This is a genomic window from Rhodococcus artemisiae (assembly GCF_036327795.1).
Lineage (GTDB): Bacteria > Actinomycetota > Actinomycetes > Mycobacteriales > Mycobacteriaceae > Rhodococcus > Rhodococcus artemisiae.
Window position 1 is genome coordinate 1 of sequence record NZ_JAUTXY010000023.1, and the last position, 17036, is coordinate 17036.

A 17036-nucleotide genomic window follows, 5' to 3' on the forward strand; every position below is an offset into this window, starting at 1 on the left:
GCAACCGGCTCGTCGGCATCCTCCACGGCTGCCTCAAGACCCACACGCACTATGACCAGGCGACCGCGTGGTCGCATCGTCAGCACACCCTCGCTGCTTGACAGCTGAGATCCAGGGATGTCTGATCTGTCGGGCACCCATCGGTCCGTGCTGGGCGCGGGTTCAACCGAGGCGTTCGTCCAGTTCGCGCACCAGCTTCACGGGTGCCGTCTCACGGAACGACATGTCGACCAGTTCTGCGACCTCCGCCCAGTCCACAGTATCGCGGTCGAGATCGTAGCCGACCCACCCCGATGGACCCAGGTACATGGGCAGATACGTGTGAGCTTCACCGAGCAGGGCGAGTCGTTCGTCGGCGTCGGGCTTGACGATCAACGACCGGGGAAACGCCGCGCGGGTGTCCTTCTCGGATCCGCCGTAGACCGCGAACGACGTCTTGGTGAAGAAGAACGGACGCCCGTGCGAGATCTTCTCCTGGGCACCGGGATACGCCAGGACGAGGGCGCGCACCCGGGCCAGCAACGGATCCGTCTCGTCGAACATGATCGGGTGTGGCATGGACGCAGTTTACCTCCGGAGGGCCGAAATCCCCTCGTGGAGGAGGGGTTCCACAGCGTCTCCGAAGACGCTGAACCCCTCGCCCACGGTCTGGCCCTGCAGGAAGCGGAAATGGATCCCCTCGAGGATCACCGCGAGCTTGAAATGGGCCAGCCCCAGATGGAAGGCCATCCCCGACAGGTTCCTGCCGCTCGCGTCCGCGTAGCGGGACAGCACTTGGTCGTCGCCGAGGAAACCAGGGGCACGCGACACCGTCGACACCGGAACCGGCCCGTCTCTGCGCGCAAGCTGCTGGTAGACCATGAGTAGCGCGACGTCGGTGAGCGGATCACCGAGAGTGGCCATCTCCCAGTCCAGCACCGCCGCAACCCGATCGTGCTCGTCTATCAGCACGTTGTCGAGACGATAGTCACCGTGCACGATCGTAGAGCCGCTCGTCGCGGGTAGATGCTCTACCAGCAAGCGGTGGAGTTCATCGGCGCCTTCGAGCGCGCGGCTCCGGGACGCGTCGAGTTGCGTCTGCCACCGCCGTACCTGGCGTTCGAGGAATCCTTCGGCCCGGCCGAAGTCCTCGAGCCCCACCGCTGCCGGCTCCACCGAGTGGAGCGTTGCCAGGGTATCGACCATCCGTTCGGAGATCGCACGCACTCGATCCTCCCCGAGAGGCGCGAGTTCCTCGGCCGTACGAAATGGTGTGCCCTCGACCAGTTCCATGATGTAGAAGGGCGCCCCGATGATCTCGGTATCGGCACACAACAGGTAGGTGCGCGGCACAGGTACCTCGGTTCCGGCGAGCGCAGTGATCACGCGGTGCTCGCGGGCCATGTCGTGCGCGGTTTTCAACACGTGTCCGAGCGGCGGTCGCCGCAGGACGAGTTCCCGCGTGCCGTCACTCACGCCGTAGGTGAGGTTCGATCGTCCACCGCTGATCAGACGCGCGGTCAGGGGCCCGGCGAGGAGGTGGGGCGCAGCGGTCTGCAGGTAACTGCGGAGGAGCGTGGTATCCAGCCCCGCGGGGTCGGTGCTCATGGTGTCCTTTCCCGATTCGGTGGGGACGACGGAATCGTGTGCGAGGGAGCGTAGTCGGACTGGATACAGCTGTCTCCAGTTCTGGCGTACAAATTTCGGGCTGGACGGAATGCCTGTATAAACAGAAATCCAGTGCGATAATGTTCGAAACATGCCTCTACCGAACGCGCTGACGTACACGACACTTCGGGACTCCCTCGCACGCTTCGAGTCGCGTCGGATTCCTCTCGAAGGGCGCCGTCACGCCGCCGTCGTCATCGCCGTTCTGGACGACGGTGCCGGTAACCCGGTCATGCCCCTGACACGCCGACCGACGAAGTTGCGCGCACACCCCGGCCAATTCGCGCTCCCTGGCGGACGCCTCGACCCGGGCGAGACACCCGAAGACGCGGCGTTACGGGAATTGCACGAAGAACTCGGACTCGACGCCCCTCCGGACACTATCGTGGGACGGCTCGACGACTACGTGACCCGATCCGGGTACGTGATGTCACCGTTCGTCGTACGCTCCGACGCCGCGGTCGCCGACCTGAAGCCGAGCCCCGACGAAGTCGACGTCCTGTTCTCCGTCACCGAGACAGAGCTGGACAGTGAGCCTCGATTCGTCGACATCCCCGAATCCGACAAGCCGGTGATCCAGTGGCCGTTCCGTGGCCACCTCATCCACGCACCTACCGCCGCCGTGGTCTACCAGTTCCGCGAGGTGGCACTCCATCGTCGGCACACTCGTATCGACGGTCTCGAACAACCGGTGTTCGCATGGCGCTGACCACCTCGTGACGCCGGCCGCCGCCGATGTGAAAGGCTTGGCCGTTGAGTCTGGAGACGCTGAACCACGGGGAGATCGGAAAGGGGCACGATGGGTGACGTGACGACACCGGACGACACCCATCCAGGTGCCGACCGTATCCTCACCATCCCGAACCTGCTCAGTCTCGTGCGGCTGCTCGGAATTCCTGTCTTCCTCTACTTGATCCTCGTCCTCCACGCGGACGTGTGGGCGCTCGTGATCCTCTTCCTCAGCGGCTTCACCGATTGGGCCGACGGCAAGCTTGCCCGCCTGCTCGATCAGGCTTCCCGACTCGGCGCGATGCTCGACCCGATGGTCGACCGTCTCTACATCGTCACCACGCTCATCGCGTTGGTGGCGAGGGATGTCATTCCCTGGTGGATCGCCGCGATCCTGATCGGACGCGAGCTCGTTCTCGCCCCCACACTCGCCGTGTATCGGCGTCGCGGTATGCCCCCGCCGGAGGTTCTCTATCTGGGTAAGGGCGCGACCTTCCTCCTCATGTGCGCACTGCCGTTGCTGCTGCTCGACCTTGCGGTACCCGCAACGTCCGCTGTCGCGCACCCACTCGGTTGGGCCGCACTGGTCTGGGGCGCGGCGCTCTATGTCTGGACCGGGCTGCTCTACCTGGGTCAGGCCCTGTGGATCGCCCGTGCCGTACCCCCGAGTGAGGGACAAGCCGCCGAGTGAGCCGCCGCTGGGAACAGATCCCCCGAAACCCGGTGCCGTCACTGCTCAAGTCGCTGCTCGAGGATCACCTCGACCCCGGCTATGCCGCGGCAGCCGCGGACCGGGCGGCGGGTCGCGCCACCTCGTCGCCGCGACGCACCAGGACCTGGCTCGTCATCGGCAGCATCCTCGCAGGTCTCGTCCTCGGCGTGGCCTATGCCGAGAACACCGATCGTGAACCGGGCGCCGACCAGGCGCGCACCGAAATTCTGGATTCGCTGCGCACCAGCGACGAACGCATCGCCACCCTCGTCGCCCGCCGCGACGAACTGAGAGACACCGTCGAGCAGCGCAGCGCCGAACTGGTCGCCCACGACGCGCAGGGTGCGGCAACCCTCGACGAACTGCGCGCCGCACAGGTCGCTGCCGCCGCGGTGCCTGTCACCGGGCCCGGAATCACTGTCACCCTGTCCGATCCGGCGGGCCGACCGAACCTTTCGGACCCGTCTGTTCGCGACGACACCGGCAACACCGCGACCGTCCTCGACCGAGATCTGCAATCCGTGGTCAATGCACTGTGGGGTGGTGGTGCCGAGGCCGTATCGGTCGGCGGCGTGCGTATCGGCCCCGGTGTGACCATCCGGCAGGCCGGGGGAGCGATGCTGGTCGACAACCAGCCGGTGTCCTCGCCGTACGTCGTTTCAGCAGTCGGGCCCCAGGCGCAGATGCAGACGGATTTCGTGGTGAGCGACGCATACCTGAGGCTCTCGGGCATCAAACAGCTCTACGGGGTAGGTTTCACGATCGCCGAGACCGGTGAGCTCGAACTGCCGGCGGCCACGGTACGTACAGTCGAATCGGCTCGGGAAGCGGGGAATCGGTGAAGCACCTCAGGCACGGTCAGGCGCTGTACGCGGTGCTGGCACTCGCGATCGGCATCGCTGCCGGGATCGTGTTCAGTCCGCAAGTGCCCGACGTGGTGCAGCCCTACCTGCCGATCGCGGTGGTCGCTGCCCTCGACACCGTGTTCGGCGGATTGCGCGCCTATCTCGACGATATCTTCGACGCGAAGGTATTCGTCGTTTCCTTCGTGTTCAACGTCCTCGTCGCCGCACTCATCGTGTGGCTCGGAGACCAACTCGGAGTGGGCACTCAGCTCTCCACAGCCGTCATCGTCGTGCTCGGGATCCGCATCTTCGGCAACGCGTCGGCCCTGCGCCGCAGACTCTTCGGGGCGTGAGCGATGACCGAAGATCTCCCCGAAGACATTCGGCCGGGCCCGCCGGGCCCGCGGCGCGAGCGCCGGGTGTACGCGGTGCTCGCGGCGCTGCTCGTGGTTCTGCTCGGTACGGCCATCGCCACGCAGGTGAAGAACACCGATACCGGCGACAACCTCGACTCCGCCCGTCCGGCAGACCTGCTCGTGCTCCTGGACAACCTCAATCGACGTGAGGCGGCGTTGCGGCAAGAGATCACAGGCCTCGAGCGCACCCTCGAAGGATTCGAGCAGAACGGTTCGGATGCCGCGCTCACGGAGGCCCGCGCTCGTCTGCAGAACTTGTCGATCCAGCTCGGTACCGTTCCAGCGACCGGGCCCGGCGTCGTCCTGACAATCGACGATCCGCTCGGCGGAGTGGGATCGGAGGTCGTCCTCGACACGATCCAGGAGCTACGCGCGGCGGGCGCGGACACGATGCAGATCACAGGTGCCGACGGAACATCTGTACGTATCGGCGTCGACTCGTGGGTCACGGGGCAGGGCGGGGATCTGACAGTCGACGATCGAAAGCTCCCTGCGCCCTATACGGTTACAGCCATCGGGGAAGGTCCGACGCTTGCGGCGGCACTGAACATCCCCGGTGGCGTGGTGGACACGGTTGCTCGCCGCGGCGGGACATTGACCGTCGAACAATTACCGCAGGTCGAAGTGCTCGCCTTGCGGGAAATCGAGCCACGCCAATACGCTCGGCCAGGAAACTGAAACAGACGTTCGTGCCGAATCGTCGCCTCCGAAAGGAACTGCCGTGAGTGAGTTCGAGACGCCCGCTGATCTGCGATACACGGCGGAGCACGAGTGGGTTCAACGGACAGGGGCGACGACAGCCCGGGTCGGTATCACCGACTACGCTCAATCACAGCTCGGTGACGTGGTGTTCGTGCAGCTGCCGGACGCCGGATCCGCCCTCGCCGCAGGTGATTCGTTCGGTGAGGTCGAATCCACGAAGAGCGTGTCGGACGTCTATGCACCCTTCGCTGCAACGGTCGCGGCGGTGAACGGCGACCTCGAGGCGAGCCCGGAGTTGGTCAACAGCGCGCCGTATGCGGAAGGGTGGCTCATCGATGTCGAGGCGAGCAGTGAGGCGGACCTCGACGCTGCGCTCGGGCAGACCCTCGACGCCGCTGGCTACAGAACGATCACAGAAGGATGAGATCCCCTGGGTGACATACCAGCGACTACCTGCACCAGGGGCGTGCGCAGGGTACGGTCGGGTATGGCGTGTGCCGTGTCCGACCGTGGTGGTGGCGAACGAATGACGATCATCCGGGACTACTCGGGCGATCGAACGGATAAGGAGAAACGGTGAGCGAGAACGGCAACGCGGGCTACGAAGAGACTCCAGCGGAAACCACTTCGGTGTTTCGTGCCGACTTCCTGAACGAATTGGAGAACGCCGGCGCTGCTGCGACGACCGAAGCACCGGTCACGGGTGTCGAAGGTCTTCCGGCCGGGGCGGCCCTGCTCGTCGTCAAGCGTGGGCCCAACGCGGGGTCGCGCTTCCTGCTCGACCAGCCCACCACGTCGGCCGGACGGCACCCGGACAGTGACATCTTCCTCGACGATGTCACTGTCAGCCGGCGCCACGCAGAGTTCCGTCAGGACGACGGCGAGTTCCAGGTAGTAGATGTGGGAAGCCTCAACGGCACCTACGTCAACCGTGAACCCGTCGACTCGGCAGTGCTCGCGAACGGCGACGAGGTCCAGATCGGCAAGTTCCGTCTGGTGTTTCTGACCGGCCCGCGGGGCACTCAGGGCGCAGGTAGCTGATGACCGCTGCCCACCAGCCGGCGCCGGCAGGCATGTCGATCGGGTCCGTGCTCGACCGACTCCGACCGGAATTCCCGGACGTGACGATCTCGAAGATCCGATTTCTCGAAGCCGAAGGACTGATCAGTCCGGAGCGCACACCGTCGGGCTACCGACGGTTCTCCATCGCGGACTGTGAGCGACTCCGGTACGTGCTCACGGCGCAGCGTGATCAGTACCTCCCGCTGAAGGTCATCAAGGAACAGCTCGAGGCGATCGACCGCGGCGCCGCAACGGTGGGTGCCGTCGAAACTCGACCCAAGCGACCGCGCCAGCTCGCGGTCGCGCGAGGCGAGGTTTCTCCCGAGGACCTTCGTACCGACCGTCAGGTTCGAGTCGGCCGAGAAGATCTCTGCGAACGCGCCGGTATCGACACGGTGTTCCTCACGGAGTTGGTGGGCGCGGGGCTCCTCACACCGGGTCCCGCAGGGTTCTTCGACGACGACGCGGTGCTGCTGGCGCGGACGGCTAAGTCGATGTCCCAATTCGGACTCGAAGTCCGGCACCTCCGCGCATTCAAATTGGCGGCAGACCGTGAGGCGGGCCTCGTCGCCCAGATCGCCGGACCGATCGCCAAGGGACGCGATGCGGGGGCTCGTGAACGTGCCGAGGAGATGGTTCGTGAACTGGCTGCGTTGTCTCTGACCTTGCACACGTGCCTCGTCAAGGCAGCGGTGCAGGGCTCACTCGATCGTTGAGTGGCCGCGCGGCGGCATCGTCCATACGCAGTGACATCTTCCGGGTTCGGGATCGGGTACCTGACGTACACGGAGGAGCACACTAGAATTCAGGCAGTACGTGTCAGCGAGTATGACGACTGACAGGCAGCGGGACGGAGGCGCCGCAATGAGCGAGATGAGGATAGTCGGTATCCGAGTCGAGCAACCGCAGAACCAGCCGGTCCTTCTGTTGCGTGAAGCGGACGGCGAGCGGTATCTGCCGATCTGGATCGGTCAGATGGAAGCAACCGCCATCGCGCTGGAACAGCAGGGCGTGGAGCCGGCGCGCCCTCTCACTCACGACCTGATCAAGAATCTTCTCGACGCGTTCGGCCATACCCTGCTGGAGGTTCGGATCGTAGATCTCCAGGAGGGTACCTTCTACGCCGACCTCGTCTTCGAGGGCGAGATGCGGGTCTCGTGCCGCCCCTCGGATGCGGTTGCCGTCGCCCTGCGCACCGGCGCGCCGGTGTTCGCCGAGGAATCCGTGCTGGCAGAAGCGGGCCTCGCAATGCCCGAAGAGAAGGAAGACGAGGTCGAGAAGTTCAAGGAATTCCTCGAATCGGTCTCGCCCGACGACTTCAAGGCAACCGACGGCTGACACGATCTGCCACCGGTGGGCCCGGTCGGAGTAGTTCGACGACGCCCGGCAACGAACCCGTGTAATGTCGATCGTTACTTTCCGGGTCGGCGTGTTGCTGCCCGACGTGAATCACACAGGGCGTACGCTTGGTTGATCCGTTACGGGATCGAGTCGGGTGAACCGGAGGATGCACGGGATCGGATGCGGTGGGGGATCTGCCTGGTCAGTGGTGGCGAGGGACAACGGGGCGCGCGAGAGGAAGTCACAAAGTGCGAGATCGGCCGCAAGGACAGCAACTCGGTGCCGATTCCGGCGATCGCGTGGCTCCGGTACCCGTATCGGACACATCCGAGGATCTGCAGCCGGGGCTGTTTCCCGACAATTCGGTGCCGGACGAGCTGGTCGGCTATCGAGTGCCGATCGCATGCCAGATCGCCGGCATCAGTTACCGCCAACTCGACTATTGGGCACGAACGAATCTGGTGGTGCCGTCGATCAGAAGTGCGGCGGGGTCCGGAAGCCAGCGGCTGTACTCCTTCAAGGACATCCTGGTTCTCAAGATCGTCAAGCGACTCCTCGATACCGGCGTCTCGCTGCAGAACATTCGGGTGGCCGTCGACCATCTCCGGAGTCGTGGTGTGCGGGACCTGGCCAAGATCACACTCTTCTCCGACGGCACCACTGTGTACGAGTGCACCTCGCCCGAAGAAGTCGTCGACCTGCTCCAAGGCGGGCAGGGCGTGTTCGGTATCGCAGTCAGCGGCGCAGTCCGGGAACTGACCGGCAGTATCGCGGACTTCCCGGCGGAGCGCGCCGATGGCTACGACGTCGAGGAGAAGCCCGAGGACGAACTGGCCTCCCGCCGTCGCAACCGCATCAATCGCCGCATCGGATAGGGCGTAGGTCACGCTCCGTAAAGGGGTGGCCTCGATGTGCTCTAGAATCGATGTGCGTCGACGTCTCGCGGGAGAGACCCGGACCAACACATCCGGGCGCCGAAGGAGCAGCACCTCTCCGTCAATCTCTCAGGCACCCAGGACCGCGTGAGCTACGACGCCTCTGGAAAGCGGTGGGAGCACCCACCCGCCCACGGGGAAAGGTCCGCTGACCGGGACCGAATCTCTCAGGCGCTCGCCCCGCGAGCTCAGGACAGAGGGGGAGGACGCACCCGTGCCGACCGAGCACGTGTGAACCTCGCCGACCAGCCTGGGAGCTGCGATGACAGATGCCGTCACCTGGAATTTCTCCGATCGACACATCGGACCGGATGCGCAGGGAATGCGCCGGATCCTCGACGTCGTCGGAGTCGATACGCTCGACGAGCTCGCCGCGAAGGCACTGCCCGCCGGCATCCTCGACAAACGTGATGGCGATGTTGCCGACGGACTCGAAGTGCTTGACGCGCCGCTGAGTGAACACGAGGTTCTCGCAGGTCTGAAAGAGCTGGCGTCCCGCAACACCGTCGCCACGTCCATGATCGGACAAGGCTACTACGACACGCTCACTCCGCCGGTTCTGCTGCGCAACATCATCGAGAACCCCGCGTGGTACACCGCATACACGCCGTACCAACCGGAAATCAGCCAGGGCCGGCTCGAAGCCCTGCTCAACTTCCAGACGATGGTCGCCGATCTGACCGGCATGGAGGTCGCGAACTCGTCGATGCTCGACGAAGCCACCGCAGCGGCAGAGGCGATGACGTTACTGCGTCGCGCGAACCGCAAGTCGAAGAGCCCTCGATTCGTCGTCGACTCCGACCTCTTCATTCAGACCGCCGCGGTGCTCGCAACCCGCGCCGAGCCGCTCGGAATCGAGCTCGTCACCGCGAACCTCGTCGATGACGGGCTGCCCGAGGGCGACTTCTTCGGTGTGATCCTGCAGGTCCCGGGCGCGTCGGGCCGCGTGTTCGATGTCGCTCCCGTGATCGACGCTGCACACGAGCGCGGCGCACTGGTGGCGGTGGGTGCGGACCTCCTGGCGCTGACACTGATGACCCCGCCCGGAGAGAAAGGTGCCGATGCCTGCTTCGGCACCACTCAGCGCTTCGGTGTGCCGATGGGCTTCGGTGGCCCGCACGCCGGATACCTGGCTGTGAACGGTGCGCACACGCGGAACCTCCCCGGTCGTCTCGTAGGTGTATCGGTCGACGCCGACGGCGCCCCCGCCTACAGGCTGGCGCTGCAAACCCGCGAGCAGCACATCCGCCGCGAGAAGGCGACCAGCAATATCTGCACCGCGCAGGTGCTTCTGGCGGTGCTTGCCGCGATGTACGCGTCGTACCACGGTGCGGAGGGCCTGACCGGGATCGCGCGGCGCGTTGCTGCGCACGCGTCCGGCCTCGCCGGCTCGTTGCGCAGCGGTGGTGTCGAGATCGTGCACGCCGAGTTGTTCGATACCGTCCTCGCGCGGGTTCCGGGTCGCGCTGCCGTGGTGGTGGCGGCCGCAATCGAGCGCTCCGTCAATCTGTATCTCGTCGATGCGGACCACGTGTCGATCTCCTGCGACGAAGCGACGACGCACACACACGTGGTGAGCGTGCTGGCCGCATTCGGTATCGCTGCGGAAGAGTCGGCCGGCGACGAGCCCGTATCCATCCCGGAGGAACTGGCCCGATCCAGCGAATTCCTGCAGCACGAGGCGTTCACGAAATACCGGACGGAAACCGCGATGATGCGGTATCTGCGACGGTTGTCCGACAAGGACCTCGCTCTCGACCGCACGATGATCCCGCTCGGATCCTGCACGATGAAGCTCAATGCAGCGGCGGAGATGGAAGCCATCACGTGGCCGGAGTTCGCGGGTCTCCACCCGTTCGCTCCTGCGGATCAGACCGGGGGCATAAGGGAACTCGTCTCGGACCTCGAACGCTGGCTTGCCGCAGTCACCGGATACGACGCCATCACGCTGCAGCCGAATGCCGGGAGCCAGGGAGAATACGCAGGTCTGCTCGCCATTCGGCACTACCACCTGAGTCGCGGTGACGACCACCGCGACACGTGCCTGATCCCGTCGAGCGCGCACGGGACCAACGCCGCATCGGCTGTCATGGCCGGTATGCGCGTCGAAGTCGTTGCATGCCGTCCCAACGGTGACGTCGACCTCGACGATCTGCGGGCGAAGATCGCCGACCACGCCGAACGGCTCGCCGCGATCATGATCACCTACCCGTCGACCCACGGCGTGTACGAACACGAGATCGAGGACATCTGCGGGGCCGTACACGACGCCGGCGGGCAGGTGTACATCGACGGTGCAAATCTCAATGCACTCGTGGGTCTGGCACGCCCGGGCAAGTTCGGCGGCGACGTCAGCCACCTGAATCTGCACAAGACCTTCTGTATCCCGCACGGTGGAGGCGGGCCGGGCGTAGGTCCGATCGGGGTACGTTCGCATCTCACGCCGTTTCTGCCGGGCCATCCGGCCGCACCCGAGCTCGGCGGTGTGGGCCCGGTATCGGCTGCGCCCTACGGGTCGGCGTCGATCCTGCCGATCACGTGGGCATACATCAAGCTCATGGGTGCGCGAGGGCTTCGGCAGGCTTCGCTCACCGCGATCGCGTCGGCGAACTACATCGCACGACGCCTCGACGAGTACTTCCCGGTGCTGTACACGGGCGCGAACGGAATGGTGGCGCACGAGTGCATTCTCGACTTGCGTCAGCTGACCAAGGACACCGGCGTCACTGTCGATGATGTGGCCAAGCGTCTCGCCGACTACGGATTCCACGCCCCGACCATGAGCTTCCCCGTAGCGGGAACACTCATGGTCGAACCGACCGAGAGCGAGGATCTGAGCGAAATCGACGAGTTCATCGCTGCGATGATCGCTATTCGCGGGGAGATCGACAGAGTCGGAGCGGGGGAGTGGACGGTCGACGACAATCCGCTGCGAGGAGCGCCACACACCGCGGAGTGCCTGGTCGGGGAGTGGACCCATCCGTACTCGCGTGAGATCGCGGTGTATCCGCTGGGGAAGGGACGCGCGAAGGTATGGCCGTCGGTTCGTCGAATCGACGGTGCGCACGGCGACCGCAACCTGGTGTGTTCATGCCCTCCGTTGGAGGCATACAGCAGCTGAGAGTACGGGCTGCGGGCAAGCTGCCCGCAGCCCTGTTCGTTAGCAATTATTCGGAACGATACGGAATACCTAGAATTACCGAATAGCTACCGCTCACAGGCGCTCTCTCACCTTCAAGACTCCTCTACACCGAGGGTCCGGTACTGTCGGACCGAGGCCTACGCTGCTAGTCCTGCGTAACGAGCTCGAGGATGGAGATCTCGGGCGGGGTCGCGACACGGACGGGCGGACCCCAGGCGCCGGCACCCTGCGAGGTGTAGATGGCGGTGTCGCCGAAGTGGTCCAGCCCGGCGACGGTCGGGTTTGCTGCGGCGACGAGGTATCCGAGGGGCCACATCTGGCCGCCGTGTGTATGCCCCGAGAGCTGAAGGTCCACACCGAGATCCTGTGCTTCGAGGACGTGCCTCGGCTGATGTGCGGCGAGTAGGACGAAGGTCTCCGGCGACAGGCCGGTGAGGGCTCGGGGGAGGTCCGCCGCGTCCGGTGCCGGCGCGGTGTAGTCGTGCACGCCTGCCACGACGATCTCGTCGCCGTTGTGTGTCACGGTGACGTTTTCGTTCCGCAGCGTTCGTACGCCGAGGGTTTCCCAGTGGTCGAGCCAGGACAAGGCGTCGTCGGAGTAGTACTCGTGGTTGCCGCTCACTCCATAGACACCGAGCGGGGCATCGAGCTCGGCGAGGGGCGCGAGGTCGTCTCCCACGAATTCGATCGTGCCATCGGCCAGGTCCCCGCCCAGGATGATGAGGTCGGGTTGCTGTTCGTTGACCTGATCGACGACTCCCTGCACGAACCGGGCGCCTCTCGCCGGACCGACGTGCAGGTCGGTGATCAGGGCGACGCGGAGTCCGTCGAACCCGTTCGGAAGCCCAGGGAGGGCGATGGTGGAGTGGACGGTCCGCGGATTGGCCGCTTCGATCAGGCTTCCGTAGCCTATCGTGACGACGGTGGCGGCGACGAGAGTGCCCGTTGCGATGCGGAGGGCACGACGTGGCGGTCGGGACGAGTCCGGTTCGGGAGAACTGCCGGTGCGGAACCGCCGCATGAGTCTCGCCCCGAGGCAGAACACTCCGATGACGAGGATTCCGAGGACCAGGTAGAGCCCGGCGGCGAACCAGCTGTAGCCGAGGAAGCCCAGTGGGCGTGCCCATGCGGGGTCGAGAACGGTGCCGGTGACCGATGCGGCCATGGCGACGGCGAGCAACGCCACGAGGGCGATGTCTGCGGCCAGCGCAGTTCTTCCGGTGAGGCCTGGTGCACGGACGAGGCGGCGGTGGAGCCAGAAGGTGATGAGGGCGAGGAACGTCCCCGCGACGAGCAATCTGATCACGGTCAGGAGATGAGCTTTCGGAGTAGTCGGGTGAGGTCGTCGTTCGCCGGGGTGGCGAGCGTCGAGTACGACCCGCCGGTGCGGTCGGTGAGGTCTTTCAGTGTTTCGGAATCGGTGACGTCGTCGCCGAGGACGACGATGTTCATCCTGACCGGTGCGGCACTGTCCACGAGCTCGCTGATCTCGTCGAGGAAATCGTCGGCGGTAGTTGTGCCGGAATCGACGCCGGCGTTCGTACCGTCATCCAGGCTCACGTCGTCGCTGTCGAGGATTACGAGCATCGAATTCGGCCTGGACGGATCGTAGTTGTCGACGGCATCGGTGTACGCGGCGAGGATCGATTCGTACACCGGCGCGGTCTCGGCAGGAGCGATGGTGTCGAGTGCGGAGGCCAGTGCCGCGCGCTGCTCGAGGGTGAGTGCGTCTCGGGCAACAGCGGTTCGGTAGGCCGAGGTGTCGTCGAAGACGTACATCCCGACGATCGAGGAGTTCGGGGAGCGGCGGAGGACGCTGTCGATGGCGGTCGCGGTGTCGTCGAGTCGGGTGCTGTCTCCGTCTGCTGTGACCATGGAGCGGGTGGTGTCCACGAGCACGGTGGTCTTGGTGGGGGGGTGGGGGTTGAGCCGGATGTCGAGAAGTGTGTCGCCGACGGACGGATCCGCAGTGACGAGCACACTCGTGACCGGAGGGTACGTGAAGTCGGACGGACCGGAGTCCGTGTCGCCTTCGGTGGAGCCGTCGGGGGGATTACCGTCTTCGTTGCGGAATCCGTCGTCGAGGAAGTCCTGAACCATGTCGGGACTGCGCACGTAGTCGATGAACTGCCCGGCGGCCCGGGACAGAGTGTCGTCGACCCAGGGGGTATTCGGGACCACCGCGGGGAAATCGGCGACGGGTGTGGCGCCTGCGGGAAGGAAGCCGGCGAGATCGTCGGCGGTGCCGGAGGTGACGGCGTCGTACAGTTGCTTCTCCGTCACGGGCACCGCGTGGATCGGGGAGTCGGGGGTGGTGTTCGCGGCGAGCGCCGTGAGTGCGTCTGCGGTGGCCGGCCCTGCGGCAATGTCCAGGGCGTTGGCACCGAGCGCGAGTTCCGTCACGGCGGTCACGGTTTCCGGGGACTCTGCTTCGTCCTGGGTCAGCGGTCCCGTCCCGGTGGTGGCGACGGCTTCGAGTGCGGACTCGGTAGCGGCACTGCCGGTTCCGGTGGGCAGTGCCATCCTCAGTGATTCCCAGGATCCGAGTCCGAGTGTGCTGAGGGATCCGGGGGTGGCCTGCAGCGACGGTAAGTCGTGCCATGCGACCCCGGCGGTCGTGAGTCCGTTCTGGAGGACGGTGGGTGTGGCGAGGACGATCGGTGAGGTGGCGAGGGATCGACGTTGTCCGCTCGCAGTCGTGCCCGCGCGGTCGGCGGCGCGGGTGTCGACGGGCACCCAGAGGGCGGGTTCGGGCCCGAGTTCGAGGTTCCAGGTGCCGTCGGCGGCGAGGGCCGTGGCGGCGGCGGTGGATTCGGTGGCGGTGACGTGGGCGGTGACGCAAAAGTCGCGGATCACGGGTGCGACGTCGGCGTTCCATGTGGTGGCGAGGCCGGAGAGGGTGGGGGCGATGAGTGGGTCGGCGGCAATGTGGAGTTCGGCGTCGCCTTCGACGCAGGTCCCGGCTGCTTCGGTGGCCTGTTCATCGATTCGGTTGCGGAGTTGCATCCAGCCGATGACGCCGAGAACCAGCAGGACGACGACGACCGAGGACACGATGATGCCTGCGCTGACGCCACGTGTTCCACCGGATCCGCGATGTCGAGCCACTTGGTTTCTCGCCTCGTTTCGTTGTGGTCGGGCCCCAGCAGTCTAATGACGCGCGATGATGGTGGTCCGTTGCAGGCCGGATGGTGTGACGATGGGCCCCGATCCACGCGGATCGGGGCCCATCGCTTCGCGCCGGGCTGGTGCCGGAGGTCAGGCGTTGGCGGCCTTGTACTCGCGGCGGCGGCGGTGCAGGATCGGCTCGGTGTAGCCGCTGGGCTGCGTGGTGCCTTCGAGGATCAGTTCCTTTGCGGCCTGGAACGCGATGTTGCCCTCGAAGTCCGGCGCCATGTTCCGATAGGACGCGTCGCCTTCGTTCTGGCGGTCGACGATCGGAGCCATACGTTCGAGGGAAGCGACGACGTCGTCGGCGGTGACGACGCCGTGGCGGATCCAGTTCGCGAGTAGCTGGCTCGAGATACGCAGGGTCGCGCGGTCTTCCATCAGTGCCACGTCGTGGATGTCGGGGACCTTGGAGCAGCCGACACCGGCGTCGATCCAGCGGACCACGTAGCCGAGGATGGACTGGCAGTTGTTGTCGAGCTCTTCGCGCTTCTCGGCGTCGGACCAGTCGGTGTTCTCGGCAAGCGGAATGGTGAGGATGTCATCGACGGTCGCGCGCGGCGTGCCCTTCAGCTCGTCCTGGACCGCGAAGACGTCGACTTCGTGGTAGTGGGTGGCGTGCAGGGTCGCGCCGGTGGGGGACGGCACCCATGCGGTGTTGGCGCCGGCCTTGGGCTGGCCGATCTTCTGCACGAGCATGTCGTGCATGAGGTCGGTCATGGCCCACATGCCCTTGCCGATCTGTGCCTTGCCCTGCAGTCCGGCGGCGAGGCCGGTGTCGACGTTCCAGTCTTCGTAGGCGCTGATCCACCGCTGCTGTTTCATCGCGGCCTTGCGCACGACGGCGCCCGCTTCCATGGAGGTGTGGATTTCGTCGCCGGTGCGGTCGAGGAAGCCGGTGTTGATGAACACCACGCGTTCGGAGGCGGCGTCGATACAGGCGGCGAGGTTGACGGTGGTGCGTCGCTCCTCGTCCATGATGCCGACCTTGACGGTGTTGGCCGGAAGACCGAGGACCTCTTCGACGCGGCCGAACAGTTCGGTGGTGAAGGCGGATTCCTCGGGGCCGTGCTGCTTGGGCTTGACGATGTAGATCGAGCCGGTGCGGCTGTTGGCCAAGGGGCCGTGTGCCTCGTCGGTGTGCAGACCGTGGACGGCGCACAGGCTGGTGATCAGTGCGTCGAGGATGCCCTCGGGGATCTCGTTGCCTTCGGCGTCGAGGATGGCGGGGGTGGTCATGAGGTGACCGACGTTGCGGACGAACAAGAGGGACCGGCCGTGCAGTTCGAGTTCGCTGCCGTCGATACCGGTATAGACGCGGTTGGCGTTGAGGGTGCGGGTGAGGGTCTTGCCGCCCTTGTCGAACGACTCGGTCAGGTCGCCGCGGTTCAGGCCGAGCCAGTTGCGATATCCGAGGGTCTTGTCGTCGGCGTCGACTGCGGCGACGGAGTCCTCGAAGTCCATGATCGTGGTGACGGCGGATTCGAGGACGACGTCCTTGACTCCGGCGGCGTCGGTGCTGCCGATGGGGGAGGCGGCGTCGATCTGGATCTCGATGTGCAGGCCGTTGTTGCGCAGCAGCACGGAGGTGGGGGCGTTCTTGTCGCCGAGGTAGCCGACGAGCTTGTCGGCGTCGGCGAGTCCGGTGACGGTGCCGTCGGCGAGTGTGACCTTCAGTTCGGTGCCGTCGATGGCGTAGTTCGTCGAGTCGGCGTGGCTGCCGGACTGCAGGGGTGCGGCTTTGTCGAGGAAGTCGCGGGCCCAGGCGATGACCTTGTCGCCGCGGACCTTGTTGTATCCGCCGGTCTTCTCCGCGCCGCCTTCTTCGGAGATGGCGTCGGTGCCGTACAGCGCGTCGTAGAGCGAGCCCCAGCGGGCGTTGGAGGCGTTGAGGGCGAAGCGGGCGTTGAGGATCGGCACGACGAGCTGCGGGCCCGGGGTGGAGGTGATCTCGGTGTCGACGCCGGCGGTGGTGACCTGGAACGGTGCGGGGACGGGGACGAGGTAGCCGATCTCCTCGAGGAAGGTCTTGTAGGCGGCCGGGTCGTGGGGCGCTCCGGCCCGGTCTCGGTGCCAGGTGTCGATCTGTGCCTGCAGGTCGTCGCGCTTGGCGAGCAGAGCACGGTTCTTGGGTGCGAGCTCTTCGACGATCTTGTCGGCGCCGGCCCAGAACGCCTCCGCGTCCACTCCGGTTCCGGGGAGCGCCTCATTGTTGACGAAGTCGTAGAGCACCTTGGCGATCTGCAGTCCGCCGACGGTCACGCGTTCAGTCATTACCCTCACTCTTTCCGGTTGCTGTGCGCCCGGCGTTGTTGCGTTCCGGGAGCCGCACGAAAA

General features: G+C 65.7%; 16 protein-coding genes and 1 riboswitch. Of the genes, 11 read left to right on the forward strand and 5 right to left on the reverse strand.

Annotation, left to right across the window (positions count from 1 at the left end):
* Positions 1 to 162 precede the first annotated feature (162 nt).
* Positions 163 to 558, reverse strand: a complete 396-nt coding sequence (locus Q7514_RS30425; protein ID WP_330136986.1) for an MmcQ/YjbR family DNA-binding protein — start codon at positions 556 to 558, stop codon at positions 163 to 165.
* A gap of 9 nt (positions 559 to 567) precedes the next feature.
* The gene (locus tag Q7514_RS30430) at positions 568 to 1587 is read right to left on the reverse strand and encodes a phosphotransferase family protein (protein WP_330136987.1); all 1020 of its coding nucleotides are present in this window, start codon (positions 1585 to 1587) and stop codon (positions 568 to 570) included.
* A gap of 151 nt (positions 1588 to 1738) precedes the next feature.
* On the opposite strand from Q7514_RS30430, the gene Q7514_RS30435 reads away from it, so the two are divergent.
* The 11 genes from Q7514_RS30435 to gcvP all read left to right on the forward strand — a co-directional run bounded on the left by Q7514_RS30435 (position 1739) and on the right by gcvP (position 11510).
* Entirely contained in the window at positions 1739 to 2356 is a 618-nt protein-coding gene (locus Q7514_RS30435) for an NUDIX hydrolase (protein WP_330136988.1), read from the forward strand.
* Between the two features lie 90 nt (positions 2357 to 2446).
* A complete protein-coding gene (locus Q7514_RS30440; protein WP_408016216.1) occupies positions 2447 to 3067 on the forward strand; it encodes a CDP-alcohol phosphatidyltransferase family protein in 621 nt (206 codons plus the stop codon).
* Positions 3064 to 3930, forward strand: coding sequence for a DUF881 domain-containing protein (locus tag Q7514_RS30445; RefSeq protein ID WP_330136990.1), 867 nt, complete (start codon positions 3064 to 3066; stop codon positions 3928 to 3930). Before Q7514_RS30440 ends, Q7514_RS30445 begins: the two co-directional genes overlap by 4 nt.
* The gene (locus Q7514_RS30450; RefSeq protein ID WP_054713560.1) at positions 3927 to 4286 is read left to right on the forward strand and encodes a small basic family protein; all 360 of its coding nucleotides are present in this window, start codon (positions 3927 to 3929) and stop codon (positions 4284 to 4286) included. The genes Q7514_RS30445 and Q7514_RS30450 overlap by 4 nt, the downstream gene beginning before the upstream one ends.
* 3 nt (positions 4287 to 4289) lie before the next feature.
* Positions 4290 to 5027: a DUF881 domain-containing protein gene (locus Q7514_RS30455; protein WP_330136991.1), complete on the forward strand. Its 738-nt coding sequence runs from the start codon at positions 4290 to 4292 to the stop codon at positions 5025 to 5027.
* Between the two features lie 43 nt (positions 5028 to 5070).
* Positions 5071 to 5475: a glycine cleavage system protein GcvH gene (gcvH, locus tag Q7514_RS30460; protein ID WP_330136992.1), complete on the forward strand. Its 405-nt coding sequence runs from the start codon at positions 5071 to 5073 to the stop codon at positions 5473 to 5475.
* A gap of 152 nt (positions 5476 to 5627) precedes the next feature.
* Positions 5628 to 6092, forward strand: coding sequence for a glycogen accumulation regulator GarA (garA, locus tag Q7514_RS30465; RefSeq protein ID WP_330136993.1), 465 nt, complete (start codon positions 5628 to 5630; stop codon positions 6090 to 6092).
* A complete protein-coding gene (gene ftsR / locus Q7514_RS30470; protein ID WP_330136994.1) occupies positions 6092 to 6829 on the forward strand; it encodes a transcriptional regulator FtsR in 738 nt (245 codons plus the stop codon). Before garA ends, ftsR begins: the two co-directional genes overlap by 1 nt.
* A 148-nt stretch (positions 6830 to 6977) precedes the next feature.
* On the forward strand, positions 6978 to 7451 hold the full coding sequence (locus Q7514_RS30475; protein ID WP_330136995.1) for a bifunctional nuclease family protein: 474 nt from the start codon (positions 6978 to 6980) through the stop codon (positions 7449 to 7451).
* Between the two features lie 251 nt (positions 7452 to 7702).
* Positions 7703 to 8329, forward strand: a complete 627-nt coding sequence (locus Q7514_RS30480) for a MerR family transcriptional regulator (protein ID WP_408016217.1) — start codon at positions 7703 to 7705, stop codon at positions 8327 to 8329.
* A gap of 58 nt (positions 8330 to 8387) precedes the next feature.
* Positions 8388 to 8485, forward strand: a riboswitch (glycine riboswitch).
* Between the two features lie 166 nt (positions 8486 to 8651).
* Entirely contained in the window at positions 8652 to 11510 is a 2859-nt protein-coding gene (gcvP, locus tag Q7514_RS30485; protein WP_330136996.1) for an aminomethyl-transferring glycine dehydrogenase, read from the forward strand.
* A 166-nt stretch (positions 11511 to 11676) separates the two neighbouring features.
* On the opposite strand, the gene Q7514_RS30490 is transcribed toward gcvP, so the two are convergent.
* The 3 genes from Q7514_RS30490 to Q7514_RS30500 all read right to left on the reverse strand — a co-directional run bounded on the left by Q7514_RS30490 (position 11677) and on the right by Q7514_RS30500 (position 16973).
* Positions 11677 to 12837, reverse strand: a complete 1161-nt coding sequence (locus Q7514_RS30490) for a metallophosphoesterase (protein WP_330136997.1) — start codon at positions 12835 to 12837, stop codon at positions 11677 to 11679.
* A 2-nt stretch (positions 12838 to 12839) separates the two neighbouring features.
* Positions 12840 to 14639 (reverse strand): substrate-binding domain-containing protein, encoded by a 1800-nt coding sequence (locus Q7514_RS30495; protein WP_330136998.1) that lies wholly within the window; start codon positions 14637 to 14639, stop codon positions 12840 to 12842.
* Positions 14640 to 14789: 150 nt separating this feature from the next.
* Complete coding sequence (locus Q7514_RS30500) at positions 14790 to 16973, reverse strand: malate synthase G (protein WP_330136999.1); 2184 nt, start codon at positions 16971 to 16973, stop codon at positions 14790 to 14792.
* Positions 16974 to 17036: the final 63 nt, after the last annotated feature.

Coding starts and splice junctions, on each gene's coding strand:
- ftsR (WP_330136994.1), top strand. CDS start 6,092: ATGACCGCTGCCCACCAGCCGGCGCCGGCAGGCATGTCGATCGGGTCC.
- Q7514_RS30500 (WP_330136999.1), bottom strand. CDS start 16,973: ATGACTGAACGCGTGACCGTCGGCGGACTGCAGATCGCCAAGGTGCTC.
- Q7514_RS30475 (WP_330136995.1), top strand. CDS start 6,978: ATGAGCGAGATGAGGATAGTCGGTATCCGAGTCGAGCAACCGCAGAAC.
- Q7514_RS30440 (WP_408016216.1), top strand. CDS start 2,447: ATGGGTGACGTGACGACACCGGACGACACCCATCCAGGTGCCGACCGT.
- Q7514_RS30430 (WP_330136987.1), bottom strand. CDS start 1,587: ATGAGCACCGACCCCGCGGGGCTGGATACCACGCTCCTCCGCAGTTAC.
- Q7514_RS30455 (WP_330136991.1), top strand. CDS start 4,290: ATGACCGAAGATCTCCCCGAAGACATTCGGCCGGGCCCGCCGGGCCCG.
- gcvP (WP_330136996.1), top strand. CDS start 8,652: ATGACAGATGCCGTCACCTGGAATTTCTCCGATCGACACATCGGACCG.
- Q7514_RS30435 (WP_330136988.1), top strand. CDS start 1,739: ATGCCTCTACCGAACGCGCTGACGTACACGACACTTCGGGACTCCCTC.
- Q7514_RS30425 (WP_330136986.1), bottom strand. CDS start 558: ATGCCACACCCGATCATGTTCGACGAGACGGATCCGTTGCTGGCCCGG.